At 38.9% G+C, this 23422-nt stretch carries 24 protein-coding genes; 8 read left to right on the forward strand and 16 right to left on the reverse strand.

What is annotated here, in order from left to right:
• The first annotated feature begins 287 nt into the window (after positions 1-287).
• On the forward strand, positions 288-1151 hold the full coding sequence (gene rpoH, locus WNY79_RS04825; RefSeq protein ID WP_024600152.1) for an RNA polymerase sigma factor RpoH: 864 nt from the start codon (positions 288-290) through the stop codon (positions 1149-1151).
• A 158-nt stretch (positions 1152-1309) separates the two neighbouring features.
• Here rpoH and WNY79_RS04830 read toward each other — a convergent pair whose 3' ends face one another.
• Genes WNY79_RS04830 through gpmM form a run of 4 tightly spaced genes read right to left on the reverse strand, consistent with a single transcriptional unit; the run spans position 1310 to position 6109 of the window.
• The gene (locus WNY79_RS04830) at positions 1310-2071 is read right to left on the reverse strand and encodes a divergent polysaccharide deacetylase family protein (RefSeq protein WP_170072341.1); all 762 of its coding nucleotides are present in this window, start codon (positions 2069-2071) and stop codon (positions 1310-1312) included.
• A 50-nt stretch (positions 2072-2121) separates the two neighbouring features.
• Positions 2122-3387, reverse strand: coding sequence for a S41 family peptidase (locus WNY79_RS04835; RefSeq protein WP_342875285.1), 1266 nt, complete (start codon positions 3385-3387; stop codon positions 2122-2124).
• Positions 3388-3421: 34 nt separating this feature from the next.
• On the reverse strand, positions 3422-4561 hold the full coding sequence (locus WNY79_RS04840) for a peptidoglycan DD-metalloendopeptidase family protein (protein ID WP_165735451.1): 1140 nt from the start codon (positions 4559-4561) through the stop codon (positions 3422-3424).
• Positions 4562-4564: 3 nt separating this feature from the next.
• A complete protein-coding gene (gene gpmM, locus WNY79_RS04845; RefSeq protein ID WP_342875286.1) occupies positions 4565-6109 on the reverse strand; it encodes a 2,3-bisphosphoglycerate-independent phosphoglycerate mutase in 1545 nt (514 codons plus the stop codon).
• 546 nt (positions 6110-6655) lie between these two features.
• Between gpmM and WNY79_RS04850 the strand changes: the two genes are divergently transcribed.
• From WNY79_RS04850 to gpsA, 4 genes are read left to right on the forward strand one after another with little or no spacing between them, the layout of a single operon-like run.
• Positions 6656-7087, forward strand: a complete 432-nt coding sequence (locus WNY79_RS04850) for a rhodanese-like domain-containing protein (RefSeq protein ID WP_002957784.1) — start codon at positions 6656-6658, stop codon at positions 7085-7087.
• A 31-nt stretch (positions 7088-7118) separates the two neighbouring features.
• A complete protein-coding gene (gene grxC / locus WNY79_RS04855) occupies positions 7119-7376 on the forward strand; it encodes a glutaredoxin 3 (protein ID WP_024600147.1) in 258 nt (85 codons plus the stop codon).
• Positions 7377-7410: 34 nt separating this feature from the next.
• Complete coding sequence (gene secB / locus WNY79_RS04860; protein WP_342875287.1) at positions 7411-7896, forward strand: protein-export chaperone SecB; 486 nt, start codon at positions 7411-7413, stop codon at positions 7894-7896.
• A 3-nt stretch (positions 7897-7899) separates the two neighbouring features.
• The gene (gene gpsA, locus WNY79_RS04865) at positions 7900-8907 is read left to right on the forward strand and encodes an NAD(P)H-dependent glycerol-3-phosphate dehydrogenase (protein WP_342875288.1); all 1008 of its coding nucleotides are present in this window, start codon (positions 7900-7902) and stop codon (positions 8905-8907) included.
• 69 nt (positions 8908-8976) lie between these two features.
• Here the strand turns inward: gpsA and trmL are convergent, their stop codons facing one another.
• Positions 8977-9441 carry a tRNA (uridine(34)/cytosine(34)/5-carboxymethylaminomethyluridine(34)-2'-O)-methyltransferase TrmL gene (trmL, locus tag WNY79_RS04870; protein WP_342875289.1) on the reverse strand — a complete coding sequence of 155 codons (465 nt, stop codon included), beginning with the start codon at positions 9439-9441 and terminating at the stop codon, positions 8977-8979.
• Between the two features lie 160 nt (positions 9442-9601).
• Between trmL and WNY79_RS04875 the strand changes: the two genes are divergently transcribed.
• Entirely contained in the window at positions 9602-10468 is an 867-nt protein-coding gene (locus WNY79_RS04875) for a cation diffusion facilitator family transporter (RefSeq protein ID WP_165735523.1), read from the forward strand.
• Here WNY79_RS04875 and WNY79_RS04880 read toward each other — a convergent pair.
• Genes WNY79_RS04880 through WNY79_RS04890 form a run of 3 tightly spaced genes read right to left on the reverse strand, consistent with a single transcriptional unit; the run spans position 10428 to position 13461 of the window.
• On the reverse strand, positions 10428-11375 hold the full coding sequence (locus WNY79_RS04880) for an alpha/beta fold hydrolase (RefSeq protein ID WP_342875290.1): 948 nt from the start codon (positions 11373-11375) through the stop codon (positions 10428-10430). The genes WNY79_RS04875 and WNY79_RS04880 overlap by 41 nt on opposite strands.
• Positions 11376-11378: 3 nt before the next feature.
• Entirely contained in the window at positions 11379-12794 is a 1416-nt protein-coding gene (locus tag WNY79_RS04885) for an ATP-binding protein (protein ID WP_342875291.1), read from the reverse strand.
• Positions 12772-13461: a response regulator gene (locus tag WNY79_RS04890; protein ID WP_024600142.1), complete on the reverse strand. Its 690-nt coding sequence runs from the start codon at positions 13459-13461 to the stop codon at positions 12772-12774. The genes WNY79_RS04885 and WNY79_RS04890 overlap by 23 nt, the downstream gene beginning before the upstream one ends.
• A gap of 177 nt (positions 13462-13638) precedes the next feature.
• On the opposite strand from WNY79_RS04890, the gene WNY79_RS04895 reads away from it, so the two are divergent.
• Positions 13639-14127, forward strand: a complete 489-nt coding sequence (locus WNY79_RS04895; protein ID WP_342875292.1) for a Spy/CpxP family protein refolding chaperone — start codon at positions 13639-13641, stop codon at positions 14125-14127.
• Between the two features lie 74 nt (positions 14128-14201).
• Here the strand turns inward: WNY79_RS04895 and yacG are convergent, their stop codons facing one another.
• From yacG to nadC, 8 genes are all read right to left on the reverse strand, one after another.
• Positions 14202-14432, reverse strand: coding sequence for a DNA gyrase inhibitor YacG (yacG, locus tag WNY79_RS04900; RefSeq protein WP_076925028.1), 231 nt, complete (start codon positions 14430-14432; stop codon positions 14202-14204).
• 114 nt (positions 14433-14546) lie between these two features.
• A complete protein-coding gene (pilB, locus tag WNY79_RS04905) occupies positions 14547-16223 on the reverse strand; it encodes a type IV-A pilus assembly ATPase PilB (protein WP_342875293.1) in 1677 nt (558 codons plus the stop codon).
• A gap of 126 nt (positions 16224-16349) precedes the next feature.
• Positions 16350-16991, reverse strand: a complete 642-nt coding sequence (coaE, locus tag WNY79_RS04910) for a dephospho-CoA kinase (protein WP_342875294.1) — start codon at positions 16989-16991, stop codon at positions 16350-16352.
• 1 nt (position 16992) lies between these two features.
• Complete coding sequence (locus tag WNY79_RS04915; RefSeq protein ID WP_342875295.1) at positions 16993-17886, reverse strand: A24 family peptidase; 894 nt, start codon at positions 17884-17886, stop codon at positions 16993-16995.
• A 164-nt stretch (positions 17887-18050) separates the two neighbouring features.
• A complete protein-coding gene (locus WNY79_RS04920) occupies positions 18051-19280 on the reverse strand; it encodes a type II secretion system F family protein (protein ID WP_342875296.1) in 1230 nt (409 codons plus the stop codon).
• An 88-nt stretch (positions 19281-19368) separates the two neighbouring features.
• Complete coding sequence (locus WNY79_RS04925) at positions 19369-20712, reverse strand: O-antigen ligase family protein (RefSeq protein ID WP_342875297.1); 1344 nt, start codon at positions 20710-20712, stop codon at positions 19369-19371.
• A 63-nt stretch (positions 20713-20775) separates the two neighbouring features.
• Complete coding sequence (locus WNY79_RS04930; RefSeq protein WP_342875298.1) at positions 20776-21195, reverse strand: pilin; 420 nt, start codon at positions 21193-21195, stop codon at positions 20776-20778.
• Between the two features lie 482 nt (positions 21196-21677).
• Positions 21678-22529 (reverse strand): carboxylating nicotinate-nucleotide diphosphorylase, encoded by an 852-nt coding sequence (nadC, locus tag WNY79_RS04935; protein WP_342875299.1) that lies wholly within the window; start codon positions 22527-22529, stop codon positions 21678-21680.
• A gap of 327 nt (positions 22530-22856) precedes the next feature.
• Here nadC and ampD point away from each other — a divergent pair, with 327 nt between their 5' ends.
• A complete protein-coding gene (gene ampD, locus WNY79_RS04940) occupies positions 22857-23411 on the forward strand; it encodes a 1,6-anhydro-N-acetylmuramyl-L-alanine amidase AmpD (protein WP_342875300.1) in 555 nt (184 codons plus the stop codon).
• The last annotated feature ends 11 nt before the right edge of the window (positions 23412-23422 follow it).

Below are 23422 nucleotides of genomic sequence, written 5' to 3' on the forward strand. Positions count from 1 at the left end.
CTCAGTTCGATGTGCGTATGGTATCGGACTGGGTTGTACCTCCTGTTATTAAAACTGTCATATTTGTGTACTATCCTCCCATAAAGTAATGAGTTGTAAATAAGGTGATACAGCGAAGTTAACCCGCTGCAATCCCTCAATTCATCACTTATTCAGTCGCTTGTAGTAGACTAAACCCATACTAAAAAACTGCTTGATTTATACTTTTAAAAAGTTTTAAATTGGGGTTAGCACTCTTAAAGAAAGAGTGCTAAGATAGTTTCAAATGTTTATCACCGAGGTGAAAAATGAGTAAAGATTTATACGCAATGGCACTTACAGTCGGACAACAAAGCGCAAGCATGGACGGTTACCTTCAAGCGGTAAGCACTATCCCTATGCTTAAAGTTGAACAAGAGCAAGAACTTGCTAAAAGGCTTCAGGATGAAGGCGATCTTAGTGCTGCCAAGCAACTCATTATGTCGCATTTACGCTTTGTAGCACATATTGCTAAAAGCTACTCGGGATACGGCTTGCCACAAGCTGACCTTATTCAAGAAGGTAATATAGGCCTGATGAAAGCGGTTAAACGTTTCGATCCTACCGTGGGTGTACGTTTAGTATCGTTTGCAGTGCATTGGATTAAAGCCGAGATTCACGAGTTTGTGCTTAAAAACTGGCGCATAGTTAAAGTTGCAACCACTAAAGCGCAACGTAAATTGTTTTTCAATCTTCGTAAAAACAAAAAGCGTTTAGGTTGGTTTAATCAAGCTGAGGTAAGCACCGTTGCTAGCGAGCTAGGTGTGAGTGAAAAAGAAGTACGTGAAATGGAATCGCGCATGAGCGGCCAAGACATGGGCTTTGACCTAACTGGCGATGATAACGACGACGCACCAACTAGCACTTACTCTCCAGTACAGTATTTAACAGATGGTGCAGCTGACTTAGCTGACGACGTTGAACAACAACAGTGGAAAGAGCAAGCGCATACTCGTTTATTTAGTGCACTTAAAACACTAGACGAGCGTTCACAAGATATTGTTAGCGCACGTTGGTTGTCGGATGATAAAGCGACTCTTCAAGAGCTTGCACAAAAGTACAGTGTATCTGCTGAACGTGTTCGCCAACTTGAAAAAACAGCGATGAAAAAATTACAAAGCGCTATGAGCTAAACACAGTTCAACCTGAAAAATTTGAAAAGCCCTGCATGAGAATGCGGGGCTTTTTGCTTTCGCGTTGGTTTGAGCGAAGCGAAACCCAACGATAAAATATCCTTTCAAGTAATATGCATATTGAATGGTTAGTTTGTAATTCGTGTATGAAAGCTATATTACCTAGCACTAATCTCTTTTCCCTCAGCCTGCGCTAACTGAATGTATTTACGTTCAACCAGCTGCGAAACCGGCACGAGTTCAAAGCCTTGCTCTGTTAACTGTGGCAACGCTTCACGTAAGAAATCAATGGTTTCAGGGTAGGGGTGTGCAATTGCAATCGCAAAACTCTGGGTTGTGGCGAGTTGTTTTAATTCTTCAAGCCTCAGCTGGAGTTGTTCTGATGTAGTTATATTGTCTAAGAACACTTGGCGGCTAATATTAGCAACACCTAAAAAGTTAGCAGCATTTTGTGCTTGGCTTAAGTCGGTTGTACGGCTATCTAAAAAATATAAATGGCGCTTTTTAAGCACTTCCATTGTCCACTTCATAGCTTGGCTTTTTTGTGTAAGCGCTGACCCCATGTGGTTATTAACGCCCTTTACTTGCGGTAAACTAGCGAGAGCTGTTCCAAGAGTTTGCTGAAGCTGCTCTTTATTCATATTTAAAGTAAGCGCGCCAGGTCCGAGTTCTTTACCGTTAAGTGCCTGCATAGGCACATGGAGTAATAACTCTTTATTTGATTGACTGGCAAGCGTTGCAAAAATTTGCGAATAAGGGGTATGAGGCAAAATTGAATACGACAATTGCCCTGGTAAGGAAAGGAACTCTAAGTCCCGTTGATGATAGCCTATATCGTCTATCACTATCGCTATTTGTTTGGCGCTAATTGTTGCTGAGCTAAAACAAATAGCTAATATTAGCCATTTTATTATTTTCACGTTTATAGTTTTTATTATCTTTTTAGCTTTGTTTATACAGCTTGTACAAGCTATTGCATGCTGAGTAATTGTTTTGCTTTAACTAATTGTAAATCTGCTAAGTTACCAGTAAGTAATTGCGCGCTACTGTTAGTGTGTTCATTTTTTATTATAACGGCTTTATTACTTTGTGAAAGGTTTGTTTGATTAACAGCCACATCTGGGGTTATTCCTATTCCATCAATCGATTTACCTAATGGCGTAAAATATTTGGCTGTGGTGAGCTTTAATGCAGTGTTGCCATCACCTAGCGGAATGAGCGATTGTACAGAACCCTTCCCAAAAGATTGACTGCCTACAACAGTTGCTCGTTTATTATCTTTGAGTGCTGCTGCAAGTATTTCGGCTGCAGAGGCTGAGTTTTCGTTTATAAGCACAACAATGGGGGCATTTTTTAGAATGTCTCCACGCTTTGCATAAAATGCTTGGTTGGCATCGTAAAAACGTCCTTTAGTTGTGACTATAGTGCCACTTTGTAAAAATAGGTCTGATACTGCCACTGCGCTTTGTAACGTACCCCCTGGGTTATCACGTAAATCAATTACTAAGCCTTTAAGTGGGTAACCAAAGTGGCTTTGCAGGGCAGCAACTTGCAGAGCAACCTCATGTAATGTGTGGTTAGAAAAATTATTGATAGCAATATAACCAGTACCAAAATCTAGAAGTTCGCTTGTTACGCTTTCGAGGTTTATTTGGCGGCGTGCTACATGAAACGTGAGTGGGTTTTTATTGTTATCACGATTTATAATTAGGTCTATATTTGAAAATTTACTATCTCTTATTAGTGTTGCTACTTCATCGATTGTACGATTTTGGACTGCGTGGTTGTTTACACTTACAATAATATCGTCTGGTAAAATCCCCGCCGCTTTTGCGGGAGAGTTATTAACCACACTAACAATAGTCATATTCTCGTCGATATTTTTAACCTCAATACCAATACCTGTGTAGCGGCCATTTGTGTTATCAAATAATGAGGTTAGTTCGTGCTCATTTAAGTACTTAGAGTAAGAGTCGAGCTTTGAATATAAACGCTCAAATTGCTGGTTATTATATTTAATGTGGTGGCTATTTTGTAAGGTGAGATCTTCAACGTAGTAGGCATGAATGTTAAAGAGTATTTCGTCTATTTGTTGTCTTTTAAGATCTTTAATCGAGCTTGCTAGTGTGTCACTAGTAAAGGCAATTAATGTTAGTAATACGAGTAAATACAGACTTATATAAAAGCCTGTATTTTTTTGAACAATGGTAGTTACTACAGTTTTTTTAGTTGTCATCAGCTGCTCCAGAGCGGTGCAGCGATTAATTTAATTAAATGCGTTTGCACCATTTGATAGGATTTACTGCGCGTCCTTTGTGGCGTATTTCAAAGTATAGACCAGAACTAGCTTGTCCGCCGCTTTGGCCAACTAAAGCAAGTGTTTCGCCTTCGCGTACCATGTCGCCTACATCTCTTAGCAATGTTTGAGCGTGGCCATATAGGCTCATAAAGCCCTCACCATGATCTACAACAATTACCCAACCATAGCCTTTTAGCCAATCGGCAAATACAACTTGACCATTATGTACGCTATTAATATTAGTGCCTTCTTTTGCACCAATTAATACGCCTTTCCAATCAATACCACCATGTTTACGTTGGCCAAAAGTGTGCTCTAACTTGCCTTTGCTCGGCCAGTCTAATTTACCTTTATTTTTATTTAGGCCCAGTAATTCAATTTTTTGTGTTTTTTCTTTTTCGAGCTCTTCTATCGTTGCTACCAAAGTTTGCTGGTTTTCTTTTAAATAATTTATTGAGCTTTTAGTGCTGTTGAGCTGAGCTTGTAAGTTTTTAAGATTTGCTTGGCGTTCACTTTGTGCATTAACTAAAGCGGTTTGGCGTCTTTTTTGCTCATCAAATAAAAGTTCTAGTTTTTCTTGTGTTTTAACAAGCTCTTTTTGGTTTTGTACTATTTGCTGTTGAAGATCTTTTAGATCTTCAATTTGTTCAATACGAGCTTTATTTAAGTAGTTGTAATAACTTAGTGTGCGCTCAAATTTTGCAGTGTCTTCTTGATTTAATAACATTTTAGAGTAATCGTCGCCACCGGCCATATAGGCACTTTTGAGCTGCGCGGCTAAAACTTTCTGAAATTGAGTATGCTTTCTATCGAGCTCATCGGCTTTATTTTGCAACTCTTTTTGCTGTGTTTTAGTTTCTTTTACTGATTGCTCTGCCATGTTAAGTGCTTTAGCATTTTTAGCTATATCGAGTTCATGGCTTTTGAGGTTTTTTTGTAGTGACGCTATTTTTTTTCTTTGCGCGTTATATTCAGCCTGGCTTTGCTCAAGTGCATTTTGAACTTCTGATAAGTCTTTTTTAGTACGATCTTCATTAGCAACTGCAGATGCAGTCACTAATGAAGTTAGTATTAAACCGCACTTAATTAACCGGTTAATACGTCTATTCATGTGTTATTTCAACATCATGATAGGCGTACCAGTCATTTCGCTTGGTTGCTCCATGCCCATTAAGTGAAGCATTGTAGGGGCTACATCGCTTAATGCCTTACCTTGCATAGGCTCTGCATCGCGACCAACATAAATAAAATGTACAGGTTCACTAGTGTGGGCAGTATGCGCTTGGCCTGTTTTAAGATCAGCCATTTGCTCGGCATTACCATGATCAGCTGTTATTAGTGCTTCACCACCAAACTCTTCAAGTGCATCAACAACACGTCCGATACAGCTATCTACAGCTTCACAAGCTTTAACAGCAGCTTCAAATACACCTGAATGACCAACCATATCACCGTTAGGGTAGTTACAAATAATAGCATCGTATTTACCGCTTTTAATTGCTGCTACTAGCTTGTCGGTTAGCATTTCTGAGTTCATTTCAGGCTGTAGGTCGTAGGTTGCTACCTGCGGCGAAGGAATTAGCTCGCGTGTTTCACCTTTAAATTCACTTTCACGTCCACCACTAAAGAAAAACGTAACGTGTGCGTATTTTTCGGTTTCTGAAATGCGAAGCTGCGTTTTGTTATTTTTTTCAAACCACTCACCAAGTACGTTTACTAACGGTGTTGAACCAAAGGCAATAGGTGCATCTATATCAGCTGCGTATTCTGTCATCATTACAAATGCGCTAAGCTCTGGCGTTCTTTTTCTTGCGAATCCATCAAAATCAGGCTCAACAAAAGCGCGAGTAATTTCGCGGGCTCTGTCTGCTCTAAAGTTGGCAAAAATTAACGTGTCGCCATCGTTTATTGAAGCAGGAGCGGCGCCTGTTGGTGTAATAGTTGTAGCGGCAACAAACTCGTCGTTTTCGTCGCGCTCGTAAGCTGCGTTAAGTGCCTCTACGCCGTTATCAAAATTAAAGTCACCTTCAGCTAATGCAATTACGTTGTAAGCTTTTTCTACGCGGTTCCAACGATTGTCTCTGTCCATTGCGTAGTAACGGCCAACAAGTGACGCTAAACGACCGCATTTAAGTTCGCTAAATAACTTTTCAATACGTTCGATTGACGCTTTAGCACTACGTGGAGGTGTATCGCGGCCATCTAAAAAGCCGTGAAAGTAAACTTCTTTAGCGCCACGTTTTGCAGCAAGTTTTATGCTAGCAACTATATGGTCTTCATGGCTATGTACGCCACCTGGGCTTAAAAGACCCATTATGTGGACTGCTTTACCTGCTTTTACGGCTTTATCTATATTTTCAACTAAGGCTGGTGTTGAATCAAATGCGCCATCGTTAATAGCTTTTGTGATACGGGTGAAATCTTGATAAACAATGCGACCAGCACCTAAATTTACATGGCCAACTTCTGAGTTACCCATTTGACCATCAGGAAGACCTACATCTAAACCTGAAGCTGATATTAATGTGTGTGGGCGAGTGGCCCATAAATTGTCTAATACCGGTGTGTTAGCTGCAAGAATGGCGTTACTTTGCGTATCTTCGCGGTGTCCCCAACCGTCTAAAATCATTAATACCAGTGGTTTTTTATGCTCTGTCATAATAGCTCCTGAAAATTAGTATCTGTTGATGGATACTGTGCACCTAAAAAGGTTTATTAGCGTGGTTTTAGCATACCGTGTTTTTAAGCTAGGATCAGCATTGAAAACAAGATATTAAATTTTTTCACTTACTACTATATATGGGGGACTTTATCGTTTTTTAAACGTCTCTAAGTGCTCCTAAACTCGCATTTTAGGTTGGTTTGGGTATACTTGCGTGGCTAAAGTACAAAATCCTTAAAATATTAGGGCGTGTTGCACTTTGGTGGTTGAATTTGCAGCAGTATGTTTGGTTTTTAGGCAAGGCAGAGCCTATGAAGTGTGGTTACTCCCCATAAATAGACGATAACGTAGCATAAATACCAAACATACGCTGCCCGTTGGGTTCTTTCTAGGGACTATTACCTCTTTGTTGCTCGGTTTTTACTTAGCCCACTAGGTTACAAATCTTGCGCCGCGATTTAATCGCCCCTAGATTGAACAAATTTCAATCCACAAAGGCCAACACGCCCTAGGTTTAAAACATAATTTCATAGTGGAAGTAGAATGGATCAATATATTGAATTTATTACAAATCATCCCATTTTAAGCCTTGCTTGGGTTGGTATTGTTTTCCTTATTGTTAGTGGCTGGATAAAGAGTAAGCTTTCAGCTGTTCGTCAAATAAATCCTCAGCAGCTTACGTTACTTATTAACCGTGATGACGGTCAAGTAATCGATATACGTGCGCAAAAAGAGTTTAATGCAGGGCGTATTTCTGGTGCTGAGCATTTGAGCCCAGAGAATGCGAAAAAATCTGACTTTTCAAGCCTTGAAAAGTACAAGACTAAACCCATTATAGTTGTATGTACTACAGGTATGACTGCCCAAGGTACTGCAGCCGCTATGAGTAAAGCTGGTTTTGAACGAGTTTACTTATTAGCAGGTGGCATGGGTGCGTGGCAATCTGCCAGCTTACCAACTACAACAGGTCGCTAATCAGTTTAGCTAGGCCGATAGAGGATTTATTATGAGTAATGTTGTTTTATACACCAAGGCGTATTGTCCATTTTGTCAGCGTGCTCTTTCGCTTTTAAATAGCAAAGGCGTTGAATACACTAATTATGATATTGGTGTACAGCCTGAACTACGCGCTGAAATGATTGCTAAAGCCGGTGGCGCAAGCACAGTACCGCAAATTTTTATTAATGATGAACATATCGGTGGCTGCGACGACATGATGGCTATTGAAGCGCAAGGTAAACTTGACGCTAAGTTAAACGCTTAATTTAATTATAATAACGAACAAGTTAGGAATAACAATGAACGAAGAAAATCAAAACGCAGCCGCTGCACAAGACGGCGCACAATTTACTATTCAACGTATTTACACTAAAGATGTATCGTTTGAAACGCCAAATTCTCCGGCCATTTTTCAAAAAGAGTGGACGCCAGAAGTTAAGCTGGACCTAGATACACGTTCAAACAAGCTGGACGAAGGTGTATTTGAAGTTGTTTTAGCGCTAACAGTAACTGCGTCTATTGGTGAAGAAACTGCGTTCTTATGTGAAATTCAACAAGCAGGTATTTTTACAATTGCTGAAGTTGAAGAAGTACAACTTGCGCACATGCTAGGTGCATTTTGTCCTAACGTGTTGTTCCCATATGCACGTGAAGCTGTTTCAAATCTTGTTAACCGTGGTACTTTCCCACAGCTTAACCTTGCGCCAGTTAATTTTGACGCATTGTTTGCACAATATATGCAACAACGCACTGCGCAAGCTGACCAGGCTTCAGCAGACGCATAACCTATGAGTACAGCAACTACAGCTGTTACTGTATTGGGGGCGGGGTCTTACGGCACCGCCCTTGCTATTTGTTTAGCCCGAAATGGTCACAACGTGACACTTTGGGGGCGAAATAGCGACGACGTTGCCACGCTTGCAGCTGAGCGGAAAAATCAACGTTACTTACCTGATGCTCCTTTTCCAGATACTCTTACTCTTGAAGCTAACTTACAAAATGCCGTTGCTAGTAGCGCTATTGTACTTGTTGTTGTACCAAGCCATGCTTTTGGCGACACACTTGCGCAGATAAAACCTGCACTGCAAGAAGGCGCTAAAGTTGCTTGGGCCACCAAAGGGCTTGAGCCTAATACTGGGCGCTTGTTACAAGAAGTGGCTTTGCAAGAATTAGATGATGATATTCCACTTGCGGTACTGTCGGGCCCTACGTTTGCAAAAGAAATGGCGATGGGATTTCCTACAGCTATTTCAGTGTCTTCTACGTCGCCTGAATTTGCTCAGCAACTCGCTGATTTACTTCATTGTGGTCGCTCATTCCGTGTGTATAACAATGATGACTTTATTGGTATACAGCTCGGTGGTGCGGTTAAGAATGTAATTGCCATTGGTGCCGGTATTTCGGACGGTGTTGGTTTTGGCGCTAATGCGCGTACCGCGCTTATAACCCGAGGCCTTGCAGAGCTTACTCGTTTAGGTTGCGCTCTTGGTGCTAAGCCAGAAACCTTTATGGGAATGGCAGGCCTTGGTGATTTAATACTAACGTGTACAGATAACCAATCACGTAATCGTCGATTTGGTTTAGCACTAGGTAAAGGCGAAAGTGTCGATGCTGCTATTAAGTCAATTGGTCAAGTAGTTGAAGGCTTTAGAAACACCAAAGAAGTGTATTTATTAGCGCAACGTAGCGGTGTTGAAATGCCGATTACCGAGCAAATTTATAAAGTACTTTATGAAAATAAAGATATGAAAGAAGCTGCAATGGCGCTATTAGGCCGAGAGCAGCGTTCTGAATAAATTTATACAAATATACTAAAACTAAAAAACCGACGTTATGTCGGTTTTTTGTTGTTTGGTACAAGGTGTTTATTGCGCGTTAGGAAAGCCCAACTGGCGCCACGACTCGTAAACAAACACGGCTACTGCGTTTGATAAGTTCATGCTGCGGCTATTGGCTTGCATAGGAATACGCACACGTTGCTCTTTTGGTAATGCTTGAATCATATCATCAGGTAGACCGCGGGTTTCAGGTCCAAATACTAAGCAGTCGCCGGCTTCGTAGTTAGCTTCATGATGGAATTGACTACCTTTGGTTGTACATGCATATACTTTTTTAGGCTTGCACTTCTCAAGATAATCGTCAAAAGAAGCATGGCGTTGAACATGGCTAAATTCGTGGTAATCAAGGCCCGCACGCTTTACTCGTTTGTCGTCCCATTCAAAACCTAACGGCTCAATTAAATGCAGTGCATAGCCGGTATTGGCACATAGGCGAATAATATTACCAGTGTTAGGCGGTATTTCAGGTTGGTATAAAACAATATCCAGCATAATGAGCCTTTTAAATAATCTGTAGTTTAACGATTTTCAGTATACACGAAACCTTTTAAAAAAATGATATACTCACACCATTGAGTACTCCTAATTATCGGATTAAAACGTGCATAACCGTAGCTACGAATTTTGGGTTAAAACTTCAAGCATTGTTACCATGGTAATGGTTAGTTTAATGATTGGCGCAAAAACATGGGCGTGGCTGGCTTCGGGCTCGGCCTCAATGCTTGGCTCGTTAACTGATTCGTTAATGGATATTACTGCCACCGCCATGAGTTTTTTAGTGTTAGGTTATGCACTGCGCCCAGCAGATGATGACCATAGGTTTGGGCACGGTAAAGCTGAAGCACTTGCTGGACTTGGGCAAGCCGCGTTTATTGCGGGCTCAGGTTGCCTACTTGCTTTTCATGGTATTGAGAGATTATTTAACCCTATACAGTTAAGCCATTCTTTATTAGGTGTGTGGGTAAGTATTTTTGCTATTGCGTGTACGCTGGTCATTGTATTTGTACAAAACAAGGTGGTTAAGTATACCGATTCAATTGCTATAAAAGCCGACTCAGTACATTACAAAGGTGATTTAATATTAAATGCCGCTGTGCTATTAGCTATTTTGTTAGCTTATTATGGTGTGTTGTATGCCGATCCTGTTTTTGCGATAGGTGTAGCGGGTTACTTACTTTATAACAGCTGGGATATTGCTCGCGATAGTGCAGATCATTTAATGGATAAAGAACTGCCAGACGATGAAAAGCAAAGCATATTTGATATAGCCAGAGCCCATGCTGATGTACATGGTGTGCATGATATTCGTACGCGCCAAGGCGGAAAAGTTAAGTTTATCCAAATGCACTTAGAGCTTGATGATCATTTAAGTTTGATTCGCGCGCACAATGTGGCTGATGAAGTAGAGGCAATGCTTAGCGAGCGCTTTGAGTCTGAGGTAGATATACTGATCCACCTCGACCCTTTGTCGGTACTTGTTAAGCCGTCACCGACTCACAAAACTGATACAAGCTCTTAAGCAATGGCTGGCGTATTTCATCACGTTCAAAAAACAGCTCGTGTTTAGCGCCTTCAAAGCTTTTAAGTACAGTGTTTACGTGTCTGTTTGCTAATTTATATTGGGCATTGTTATCGACCACTTCGTCGTTTTGCGCACTGGCAATATAAAGTGGAATAGTCACGCTCAAGTTATCAACCGAAGTTATAAATGCAAACGTTGCATTTAGCCAGCCGTAAGTAACACCGCCGAGCTGTAGTAATGGCTCTTCTTGATATGTTTGCCTAAATAGCTCGTAACGCACTGGGCTGCTGGTTAATACATTTGTAGCAAATTCATCCGGTGTATAATCGGTTTGACTTAGTGCGTAGTTGTCTTTTTGGCCCAAAAGGGTCGCGGTACTGGCTATTAATTTAGCTAAAGGTTTTGGTGTGTTTTTTGTGTAAATATCAAGCATAGGCGCTGATAAAAACGCGCCACTAAAATTGTGTTCAAAATGCGCAAGGTAATCAAAAGCAATAGCGCCGCCCATTGAATGACTTACTAATACCTTTTTGCCCGGCCAGTAAGTATCGACAATTTGTTTATTAAATAAGTTTAGGTCGGCACTGTAATCTTTAAATTCATTAACATGCCCTTTATGCTTATTTAGTAGATGTCGATAAGAGCGGCCCTGTCCTTGGTGGTCGACTATGAATATGGCAAAATTATTATTATAAAGCTCCCATAACAGCTCTTTATATTTATCTAACCCTTCGAGGCGTCCCGAGCTTATTACAATCGCGGTTTTAGCTTTATCAGGTATGGCATAAGCATAAAATAATTGCCCGTTAGGCGTATCTAAATAAGCTTTAATTAGCGTGTTTTTATAAAAGTTATTAATTGTTATTTGATTACTTTTAAGCTCACGCTCACTACTATAAAACATGCTTTACTCTTTTATTAATGGCAAGGTTATATTAGCACACAAGCCACCTTGTTCTTTATTTGATAATACTAAACTGCCGCCATGCGCAGTAATAGCATTTTTAGCAATCGCGAGACCTAAACCCGTGCCACCACTTACGCGGTCGCGCGCATCAGATTGCCTGAAAAAAGGCTCGCAAAGCTTGCCCAGTTGGTCATCGGGCACACCAGAGCCATCATCACATATTTCTATATAAATGGCATCTGTATGCTTTAGGGCAATGCTAATCGTCTTATTTGCGTATTTAATAGCGTTGCGAAGTAGGTTTTCAAGTGCGCTGGCAATAAGGCCTTCGTCGCAATTAATATTTACGTCTACAGCGCCCATTATATTTAGCTGCTTATTATTTTGTTTTGCTTCAAACTGCGCATCGTTAATAACGTGATCTACAATTATTTGTAGTGATTGTTTTTGCAGTGAAAGCGCTTGGCTTTTTGCCTCTAAACGAGAAACTTGCAGCACGTCTGCAATCATTTTATCGAGCTGATTCGCCTCTTTTTCTATGCGTAATAAATATGATTGGCTAGCGTCGTTAGCTTGCATTTGTGCAAGTCCGGTAGCCATTTTTAAACGTGTAAGGGGCGATCGTAATTCATGTGATATGTCGGCTAATAAGCGTTTTTGTGAGCTAATTAAAAGCTCTAACTGATTAGCCATGCTGTTAAAATCTCGCCCAAGTATTCCGAGTTCATCTTTACGGTTTACAGAAATATCGGCCCTTGCACTTAAGTTACCCGCAGATAATTTAATAGCTGCTTTTTTAAGGCTATTTATAGGGGCTATTAAATTACGGCTAAATACAAAACTTAAAATGAGAGATGCAACAATTGCGATGACTATTTTCATCCAATTAGGCATTAGCTTAAAGCGCATTATTAGCGGCGGTTGATGGTTAATATCTATTTCATAAAGATAAAAACTCCCTTCAGGCACTTTTATATTAACAGGGCCGAAGGCTTGGTATTTTTCAGTGAAAATAATTTGCGGTGACATGTTTTGAGTAAAGTTTAATAAACTTAAGTCGATGCTCTCTGGCACTTCTTTATTACTAAGTGAGTCATCGGATTGTGCTGCGCTTAAATATAAAAGTTTACGCTTTGATAGGCGAGGGTGAACTAATACTTCGCTTAGGGTGCGCTTATGTTTAACAGCAGATCGCTCAATGCTTTTAGCGGTATATATCAGGTTTTTTTTCATCGGCCCATAAAGTGGCTCGTTAGATACCGCATTAATAGCGGTAATATTACTTAAAAATATAAGCGCTGCTACGGTGCCGATTATAGTTAACCAAAACCAAATAAATATTTTAAAAAATAGGTAGTGCCCAGGGTGCTTTAACCAAGCAAAGTAAGTGCTTTTATTCGCCTTGGATAAAGACATAGCCTGTACCTCGCATTGTTTTAATTCGCTCGCCTGGAATATGCTCCGCAATTTTTTTACGGATATTACTTACATGCATATCGATAGAGCGATCAAATGAAGCTAAGCGCCTGCCTAGCACTTCTTCGCTAATTTGCTCTTTACTAACAACTTCGCCTGCATTTTTACACAATAGCGTGAGTATTTCGTACTCTGTACCGGTAAGGGTTAGTGTAGAGCTGTCTATTGAGGCCTCTCGAGCTGCAAGGTTTACAGTAATACCATTAACGAGTAACTTACTCGTTGTAGCTGCATTTAAGCTATTAATGTGCTCTATACGGCGTGTTATCGCTTTTACGCGGGCTAGTAATTCACGATGATTAAAAGGCTTTGGAATATAATCGTCAGCGCCTAGCTCTAAACCAAAAATACGGTCAAAGTCTTCACCTTTTGCAGTAAGCATTATTACAGGGGTGAGCTTTGTTTGCCTAAGTTGTTTGAGTACTTCAAAACCATCAAGCGTTGGTAGCATTACATCTAGCAATATAAGGGCGTAGTCGTTTGCTTGTGCTAGTTTAAGGCCCTGCTCACCGTCGTGTACACTTTGTATTTCAAAGCCTTGGGCAGTTAAATATTCACTTAATAGCTCACAAAGGCCCGTATCATCATCAATCATTAATAGTTTCATTTACAAACCCTTAGAGTTGTTTATAGCGTTATTTTACCCGCTAAATAGTGCAAAGGTGAATCTTTACACAACCTTTACACTGCTTTGCGTTACTTTGCGTTGAGTTAGGTATAGTTAACTCACTGGCTTAGCAGCCACAATCGCTCAACCAACCAATTCAATATTAAGGTAATGATTATGACTAAAGTAAACACACTATCAAAATTAGTACTTATTTGTGGCTTAGCAACAGCAACTCTTGGCGCTGGTAGCGTATTAGCTAAAGGTGACGGGCATAAGCAAGGCCATTCTCAAGCTCGTTTTTTACTTTCTAATCGCGGCGTTGAAAAGTTAAGCCTAACAGATGAACAGCAAACTAAGCTAAAAGCTATTTTTGAAGCACAAAAAACACAAATGAAAGCATTGCGCGGCGACGATAAAGAAGCCCGTAAAGCAATGCGTGAAGCGCACAAAGCAAAAATGGATGCGTTACTTTCGGCGGCAACATTTGACGAAAATGCAGCTAAAGAGCTATTAAACGAACGCCGCGAAAAAGGTGAGCAATTTGGTTTAATTAAACTAAAAACGCAGCACCAAGTAATGCAAGTTCTTAACGCTGAGCAAAAAGAGAAGTTTGCTAAAATGCAAAAGCGTATGAATAAAAAGCATCGTAAGCAAAAAGACTAATCGTTCAATTATATTGAACACTAAAAAGCCAGCATCGCGCTGGCTTTTGTGCTTTTAAATGAAAAATTCAGCGTTTACTTAAAAAAGTCATCTTCATTTTTAGCCAGCATAGCTTCAATATCTTCAATCATGTCTTGGCTAAACTCTTCTGCTGAGGTGATTGGCGCAGAAATTTTATTATTTTCAAACGACCATTCACCCAAATCAATTAGCTGACAGCGCTTGGAGCAAAAAGGGCGAAATGGGCTTTGCTCTGACCATTCAACTTTAGTTTTGCAGGTCGGGCAGTTTACAACAGTAGGCATAATTTACTCTTTACAATCTTTTTCTGCATTTTACATTACTTAGGTATGAGTCTCTAGGTATAAGTAAGGCTCTGAGTTTAGTGTTCAGAACCTTGTCACTTTTACTATGGACCTTTAAAAATTAGTCACGCGATTAATTTCAGCAAGGGATGTAAGACCATCGGCTGCTTTGCGTAAACCTGATAAACGTAAATTATTAAAACCGGCTTTAAGTGATACGTCTGCTATTTCAAGCGAGTTACCACCGCGCATAATAATTTGGGCAATTTCAGGGGTAATTTGCATTACTTCGTAAATACCCACTCGGCCTTTATAACCATCGGTACAGCTATCACACCCTTTAGGTGTATATAATGTCATTTCTTCAATTTGCTCGGAACTAAACCCCTGGCGAGTCAGTTCTTCACTCGGAAGTTGTTCTGGCGTTTTACACTTGGGGCACAAACGACGTGCTAAACGTTGGGCTATTATTAAGCTGATCGAACTTGCTACGTTATAAGCCGGCACACCCATATTTAATAAACGGGTGATTGTTTCCGGTGCTGAGTTTGTATGTAATGTTGATAAAACCAAGTGACCTGTTTGCGCCGCTTTTATTGATATTTCTGCGGTTTCTAAGTCACGTATTTCACCTACCATAACTACATCAGGATCTTGACGTAAAAATGCACGCAATGCGTTGGCAAAAGTCATATCGGCTTTAATATTAATTTGTACTTGGTTTACACCTTCAAGGTTAATCTCAACCGGATCTTCCGCAGTACTAATATTACGCTCTGGCTGGTTTAATATATTTAAACCTGTGTATAGCGATACTGTTTTACCAGAACCCGTTGGCCCTGTTACCAATATCATCCCTTGAGGCTGGGCAAGCGCATCCATATAGAGCTTTTTCTGCTCAGGCTCATAGCCTAATACATCAATGCCTAACATAGCGCTTGATGAATCAAGGATACGCATTACTATTTTTTCACCCCACAAGGTAGGCATGGTACTTACACGAAAGTCGATACTTTTGCGTTCAGTAATTTTTAGTTTTATACGGCCATCCTGTGGTTTACGTTTTTCGGCGATATCGAGTCTCGACATAACCTTAATGCGCGCAGAAAGCTTGGTTGCTAATGTATTAGGTGGGCTTGCCACTTCATGCAAAATGCCGTCAATACGAAAACGAATACGGTATTTGTGCTCATACGGTTCAAAGTGTAAATCAGAGGCGCCTTTTTTAATGGCATCCATTAAAATTTTGTTGATATATACGATGATAGGCGCATCATCTTTATCGTCATCTTGTGGTGCTGTATCTCTTTGGCTTTCTGAGTCTAAATCAGCAAATTCTTGAAACTCGTCATCAGTTAAATTTAAGCTGCCAGTGGCATCTAGCAACTGCTCAATTTTGTTATCGAGTTGAATATAATCAACAACAACAATTTCGCATGAGAGACCGGTACTAAATTCAAAGTTTTCGAATGCGCCGTAATCTGTTGGATCTGATGCTGCTATATAAACTTTTCGATCTTTTTGAACAAGCGGTAAAATGTGATGTTTACGTATGAGTTTTTCTTTTACGAGATCGGCCGGGATTTTTGTAGGGTCGAAATCTTTTAAATCAAAATAAGGTACGCGAAATAAATCAATACATTGTTCAGCTAAATCTTTACTATCGATTTTTCCACATTTAGAAATAAGCTCAGCTGTTGAGGCAAATTCATTTTGTTTGTTTTTAACCGTGTCGGCATCAATGCGGCCAAGGGTTATAAATTTTCTCAATAACGGTGAGTTAATATTCATTGCGCACCTGTTTTATTCCTTCAATAGTTAGCAATTTATCAGAAAAAAGAAGGTGATTACATCACCTTTCATTCTTTGTTGTGATTTTACTAACTAAAATACGAGTTTGTGTGAGTTAGGACAGTGTTAATGTGAGTTAGTTTTGTTGTGTAATGCATATTGTAGGTACTTTTTATGAAGATCAACAAGTTCTATATGCACTAGGTTTAAACTACGGTCGTTATTTAAAATATCATCCGCTTTTTGCTGCTTATCGGCACGTGACATTTGCGAGGCAATAATACTTTTAACTTGCTTAATACTTGTGCTGTCGCGTTTTGCTGTACGCGCTATCTGTACTGAGGTTGGTACATCAATAAGTAAGGTATGGTCGCAATATTTATCAAGGTTGTTTTCAAACAATAAAGGCGCTACTAAAACAACATAAGGGCTAGTTGCATTATTTAAATCTTTAAGTATTTTTATCCGTATAAGAGGGTGCAGTAACGCATTAAGCCATTCTTTTTCATTGTTGTTAGTAAATATTTTTGCACGCAGCTCTGATCTATTTAATGTGCCATCAGGCAATAAAATATCCTCACCAAAGTGTTGGGTAATCGCTTTTAGCCCTTTGCTATTTGGGAGTACTACTTCACGCGCAATTATATCGGCATCAACAATTGTAATGCCAAGCTCTTCAAACATATTGCTTACGGCTGTTTTACCACAGCCAATACCACCTGTTAAACCTAATACCCAGCTGTTTACTTTAGCTATTTGTTCACTCATTTTAATAACCAATTAAATTAAAATAAGCGCCTTGAATTTGATTGCCCCAAAGCATGGTGATCCAACCAGCTATCGCTAAATAAGGCCCAAAAGGAATAGGCGTTGCTTTGTCTTTACCTTGTATGCTTAACAGTGCAATACCGATAATGGCACCTACTACGCTCGAAAGCAGAATAATTGTAAGTAATGACTGCCAGCCAAGCAAAGCGCCAAATACTGCAAGCAATTTAAAATCGCCATATCCCATGCCTTCTTTACCGGTTAGTAACTTAAATAACCAAAACACGCTCCACAAGCTTAAATAGCCACAAGCCGCGCCAATAATGGCATTAGTAGGCGTAATTGTGTAACCCATGACCGAGGCAATAAGTGCAAGCCATACAAGCGGAAGTGTAAGTTGATCTGGCAGCAGCATGTGGTCAATATCAATAAAGGTCAGTGCTACTAAAATCCATGTTACAAAAATATATAAAAGGGCTTGCTCGGTCGCGCCAAAGCTATAAGCAACAATTAAACTTAATAGGGCTGTTATAAGCTCTACAGCAGGATATCGGGCCGAAATAGGATTACTGCAACTTGCGCATTTACCTTTAAGTGCTAACCAACTAATAATAGGAATATTCTGCCAAGGCTTAATGGCAGCTTTACATTTAGGGCAGGTAGAATTGGGTTTTACTAAGTTAAAAGGCTCATTGATATTGGCTTGTTTAGATTTATTAGCTGTAAGTTCATCCTCTAGCAGTAGTCTGCATTCGCTTTGCCATTCACGTTGCATCATCAACGGTAAGCGATAAATAACTACATTTAAAAAGCTACCAATACATAAACTAATTAAGCCAACGGTGGTTAAATAAAACCATAGTTGGCTTTGCATTACTTCTATAATACTTTGCATTAGATTACCTGAAAATTATTTTAAAAATTAAGCGTTTAAAAATTAAGTGAAATTATTATCACAAATAGAAGTGAAAGAGAGTAAATGAGAAGACATTAATAGCTATACCTTACCAAAAAAGTAAGCCTTCTCTTTTATTTCCTGTAAATTGTTATTTTTGGTAATTAAATTACAGAACCTAATTGGAAAATAGGTAAGTACATCGCGATAATTAAACCACCAACAAGTACACCAAGTACAGCCATAATAAGTGGCTCAAGCAAGCTTGAAAGGCCATCTACTGCATCATCAACTTCTTGCTCGTAAATAGTTGCTACTTTTGCGAGCATGCCGTCTAGCGATCCTGACTCCTCACCAATAGCCACCATTTGTATAACCATATCAGGGAATATTTTAGAGTTACGCATAGCCCAGTTCATCTGATTACCAGAGCTAACCTCAACTTTTATATCTAAAATAGCATATCGGTACACTGCATTACCTGAAGCGCCTGCAGCAGAATCAAGTGCATCAACAAGCGGCACACCTGCAGCAAACGTGGTCGAAAGAGTTCGTGCATAGCGAGCAACAGCTGCTTTATTTAAAATCATGCCAATAACAGGCATTTTCAATATAAATCTATCAGTTGCATCTCTGAGTTTTAAACTTCTCAATTTAGCTTCTTTAAACGCGTATCCAAAAGCAAGCACCCCAATAAGAATCATCCACCAATATGCTTGCATAAAGTTAGATATATCAATTACGAATAATGTAAAAGCAGGAAGTTCAGCACCAAAACCTGCAAAAATATCTTGGAACTGGGGTACTACAAATATTAATAATATGGAGGTAACAATACCTGCAATAACTAATACCGAAATAGGGTAAAACATCGCTTTTTTAATTTTAGATTTTAGTGCTTCGGACTTTTCTTTATATAAAGCAACTCGGTCAAATATTTTATCAAGTGCACCAGATTGCTCGCCAGAGGCTACAAGGTCGCAATATAAATCATCAAAATAACGTGGGTGTTTTCTAAGTGCTGTAGATAGTGGTTGTCCCGCCTTTACTTCATCAGCAATCGTTTCCATTAATTTGGCGACACTTTTATTGGTCGAGCCAGAGCCAATCATTTCAATGGCCTGTATTAAAGGAACGCCCGCCATCAACATAGTCGCAATTTGGCGAGTAAGTAGTGCTATATCTTTAGGAGTTACTTTTTGAACACTTTGAATGCCAAACAGTGGTTTTGCTTTACGCTTCACTTTTGAGGGAGTGATACCTTGCTTACGAAGCTGAGCTTTTACTAGTGCAATGCTATTACCTGTAAGCTCACCTTCAAGTTTCTTCCCTCGTGCACTAACGCCTACCCATTGAAAAGTATCGAGGCCTTTATCTTGTTGTTTTTTTGCCATTAAGGGTACCCAGCTGAATTTGGTTTAAAACTTCATTATTATAAGCATAACTTAAACTAATGATTCTTGGTAGAAAAGTTGAAGCGCTTTAAAATCGCTGTCCTACGGACCAAAATCTAGGTCCGTAAATGTAGCCCTTATCAGGGTCAATATTATTATATATGCTTATCGCTTTTTGTAAGTAAAGATACCATGTAAAAACAAATAAAATGGCTATTAAAGCTTTTAAGTATTTATTTATGGTAAGACTTTGGTTGCTTTTTTTATTAATTCTTCCAAGTAGCAATCCCCACATTATAAATAAGAGTGTTTGCGAAACCGGCATTACATGCACACCAGAAAATAGTGAGTATGTAATACCTATAGCAAAAGAGTAAAAGAGGCTTTCAGTAATGATATCTTTTTTATGACATTTTAAATGTGTTATGGCTTTTTTAAAGGTTGTACAAACAGCAGTTAAAATACATATAAGAGCGATTAATCCCCACTCATTTAAAATTTCAATTATCGAATTATGAGGATGGCTAAAAGGAGCAGAACTGCCAAGTGACATTTCAAACACTCCAGGACCATTGCCGATAAATAAATGCTTTAAAGATAGGTTAGAAAGAGTATTTAACCATAGGTCGATACGGCCTGAGGAGGATGTGCGTAGTATTTCAGTACCTCCTTTATTTAATGAATCCAGGGCATAAAAAGTAATACAACTTAATATCAAACAGACTAATGCAATAAACACTTGTTTTCTTAATGTTGTTTTTAAAGCAAGAGCAAAAATAGAGAAAACTAAAAATGAGAGTAAAGCCCCACGAGCTTGCCCAATAAATATAAGTAATAAGTTTAAAAACAAAATAATAAATACAATGCGCTGTATGCTTTTAAGTTTCAGGAGTAACACTAAAAATGGAAGAATAAATACCTGTACTTGATTAAAAAAGCGAATATTAATAAAGCCTGAGTAAATTATGTATGGATTTAAAGGTTGCTGCTCAGAAAGTGTAAAAATTATATTAAGCAAGCATATTAAAATTAAGCTCGTATGAGTTATCAATAATGCATAAATGATAAATAAAATAGACTTTTTGTCATTTATGGTACTTACGTAATACATAGTTAAAGTAAGTAAACTTATATGAAACGTGTACAGCAGACTAAAACTTTGCTCTGTACTAATCAATGCAGATAAGCAGCCACTGAAAATAAAAATAAAGTACAACTCACTGCTTACTTTATTTAGTGATAGCTTAAAAGCAGGTTTTTTATTACCTAAAAAAGCAGTAAGCACTAGAAGGCTTGTGATAAGTAAAAAGGCTATTTGGATGATTCGTTGATGGTTATGGTAATCGTAGGAAATTATAGGTATTAAAGGTATTAGCGTACACAGAAAAAACAAGCTGATGAGCAATGGTTTTATTATATTTACTATATTCATGAATACTGATTCTTACGCATTAAAAAAGCGCCAAACTAGGCGCTTTTAGTAATCAAGAAATGATTAAGATTGTGGGCAGCTTTTAGGAGCTAATTCTTTGTTAGCTGCAGTAATGCCAGTAGTTTCACATGACCAACCGCCTGTAGAGGTTCTAGTCCAAGTTATTTTAGCTGCAGTACCGATTTGTGTAGGTGCATTTATTACTGCACATTCAATTGTTGTATCTGTAACGGTGATATTACAGTTGGCTGTACTTGCTTGAAGACCTGTAGCTGCTCTATCCGGTGTTTCACCGGCATTCGCTGCAATCTCAAAACCTGTTCTACCTGCTGATATTTCAGCTAAGCCAGCTGTTAATTTAGATGATGCTTGATAGTTTGAGTAAGCAGGCAATGCAATTGCAGCAAGAATACCGATGATTGCTACTACAATCATTAATTCAATTAGGGTGAAACCCTGTTGTTTTTGAGTCATTGTTTTCATGTTTCCTCTCCTAAAGGATAGATGTTTGTAAGTTAAATCACTTAAGCGGCAAAATGCCTCACTTAATTTAACTGATTTACTTTACAGTTTTACTTAAAATTAATTTTATTACACTTTAGCTTTAGAGTATGAAACACAAAAGCCGTATGTGAATTCATTATGTTTAGTACTAACTATAAAAGTTTACTAAGTGCGCTACATGTTGTAGCAACAAATAGTATAGGCATAAAGTAAGTAGTTTAGTTGCTTTAGTTTTTAATTATGTCTTTAAAACTAAAGTTACTAGTTATTTATGACTACCTTTTAAAATAAAATAGTACAACAGAATTAGTCTACCATTTTATTTTAGTATTTAGCACGTATCTTCTTATAAAAAAGCGATTTTATTTAACAAAATGTTACAAAGTAAGCCTTTCGGGTTATTTAATGCTTTTTTACTTAACTTGTCAATCGATTAGCGGTATTAATTGGCAGTTATTGCTTTAAAATTGTTCAAAACGCATCGATAAATCGATTGATTGTAAGTTTTTTGTTAACGCCCCGCTTGATATGAAATCAACGCCTGCTTGTGAATAAGTTTTGAGCGTTTCTAGGGTCATATTGCCTGAAACCTCTAGTTTGGCGCGTTTGTTGGTTAAAATTACTGCTTGCTTAATTTGCTCTACGCTAAAGTTGTCTAGCATAATTATGTCGGCGCCAGCTTCAATTGCTTGCTTAAGTTCAGGGAGTGATTCTACTTCTACTTCGACAGGTTTGTTTGGGTGGCTTTGTTTAGCTTGAGCTACGGCTTTGTTTATTGTGCCACAAGCCGCTATATGATTTTCTTTAATTAAAAAAGCATCAAATAAGCCAATGCGATGGTTTGCACCCCCACCACATTTTACCGCGTATTTTTGAAGTGCTCGCAAACCAGGTATGGTTTTGCGTGTGTCGAGTAGTTGCGTAGTTGTGCCGCTTAGCTCTTTTACGTAACGCGCTGTAGTAGTTGCAGTGCCTGATAACGTTTGTACAAAGTTAAGTGCAGTACGTTCGGCAGTTAATATTGAACGAGCTGAACCAATAGCGGTAAATAATGTGCTGTTTGCTTTAACTGCGTCGCCATCATTAATAAGTACATTAACCTTAACGCTTGGGTCTACCTGTTTGAATACTTCAAGGATGATGTCTTTTCCGCAAAAAATACAGTCTTCGCGAGTGATTACTTTTGCGTTGGCTTGCTCGCTCTGAGGGATAAGCTGCGCGGTAATATCGCCTTCTTGCGCGGTTTGATAATTTAAATCTTCGTCAAGTGCAAGAGTGACTAGTTGAGTAATGAGGGAGTGCGAAATAGACATAGGATGCTCATAAGCGTTAATAAATTAAGCAAATTTTACTATGTTTATAAAAGAAAGAGAAGCGATTGCCTTTTCACCAATATAAAGATAAGCGCGTATAGTAAATTAGTATCTACGTGTGGGTTTGTATTATCTGTAGGTGAGGTTTTATACCTCGCTTTTAATTTCGAAAGTTACGTTACATTGGCGGACGTAAATTCGTACCTACGGGTGGGTTTGAATTATTTGTATGTGAGGTTTTATACCTCGCTTGTTACTATCATTTTTCTAATAAATCCTTTAGCATCAGTACTATGTATCTCTTGATATTTATATAATAAACGTATCATGAAAATAGATTTAAACGGTGTTTTAAGTACGGTAGCGCAGCGGCCTTGTTCGCATTTTGATGAGCGCCCTGATGAGGCTGATATTTCTTTATTGGTGATTCACAATATATCATTGCCAGCAGGGCAGTTTGGTACACCTTTCGTTGATGACTTATTTATGGGTAGCATTGACTGTAATGCTCATCCAAGTTTTAGTGACTTAAAGAATTTACGTGTATCGGCCCATTGTTTTATAAAGCGCACCGGTGAGATTATACAATACGTGCCTTTAGAAAAGCGTGCTTGGCATGCAGGCCAATCTGAGTTTGAGGACGCGCCTGCGTGTAATAACTTTAGTATTGGTATTGAACTTGAAGGTACCGACATCGCACCATATTCTTTAGAACAGTACAAAACATTAACTATAATTAGTAAATCTATAATGCAACGCTATCCAAAAATTACCCCTTCGCGTATTGTTGGGCATTGCGATATTGCTCCAGGGCGTAAAACCGATCCTGGTAGTAGCTTTAATTGGCCATTGTTTTTTAATATGCTTGAACAGCTAAGTTAAGAGAGTTATTC

Source organism: Pseudoalteromonas sp. AS84 (genome assembly GCF_038900255.1).
GTDB lineage: Bacteria > Pseudomonadota > Gammaproteobacteria > Enterobacterales > Alteromonadaceae > Pseudoalteromonas.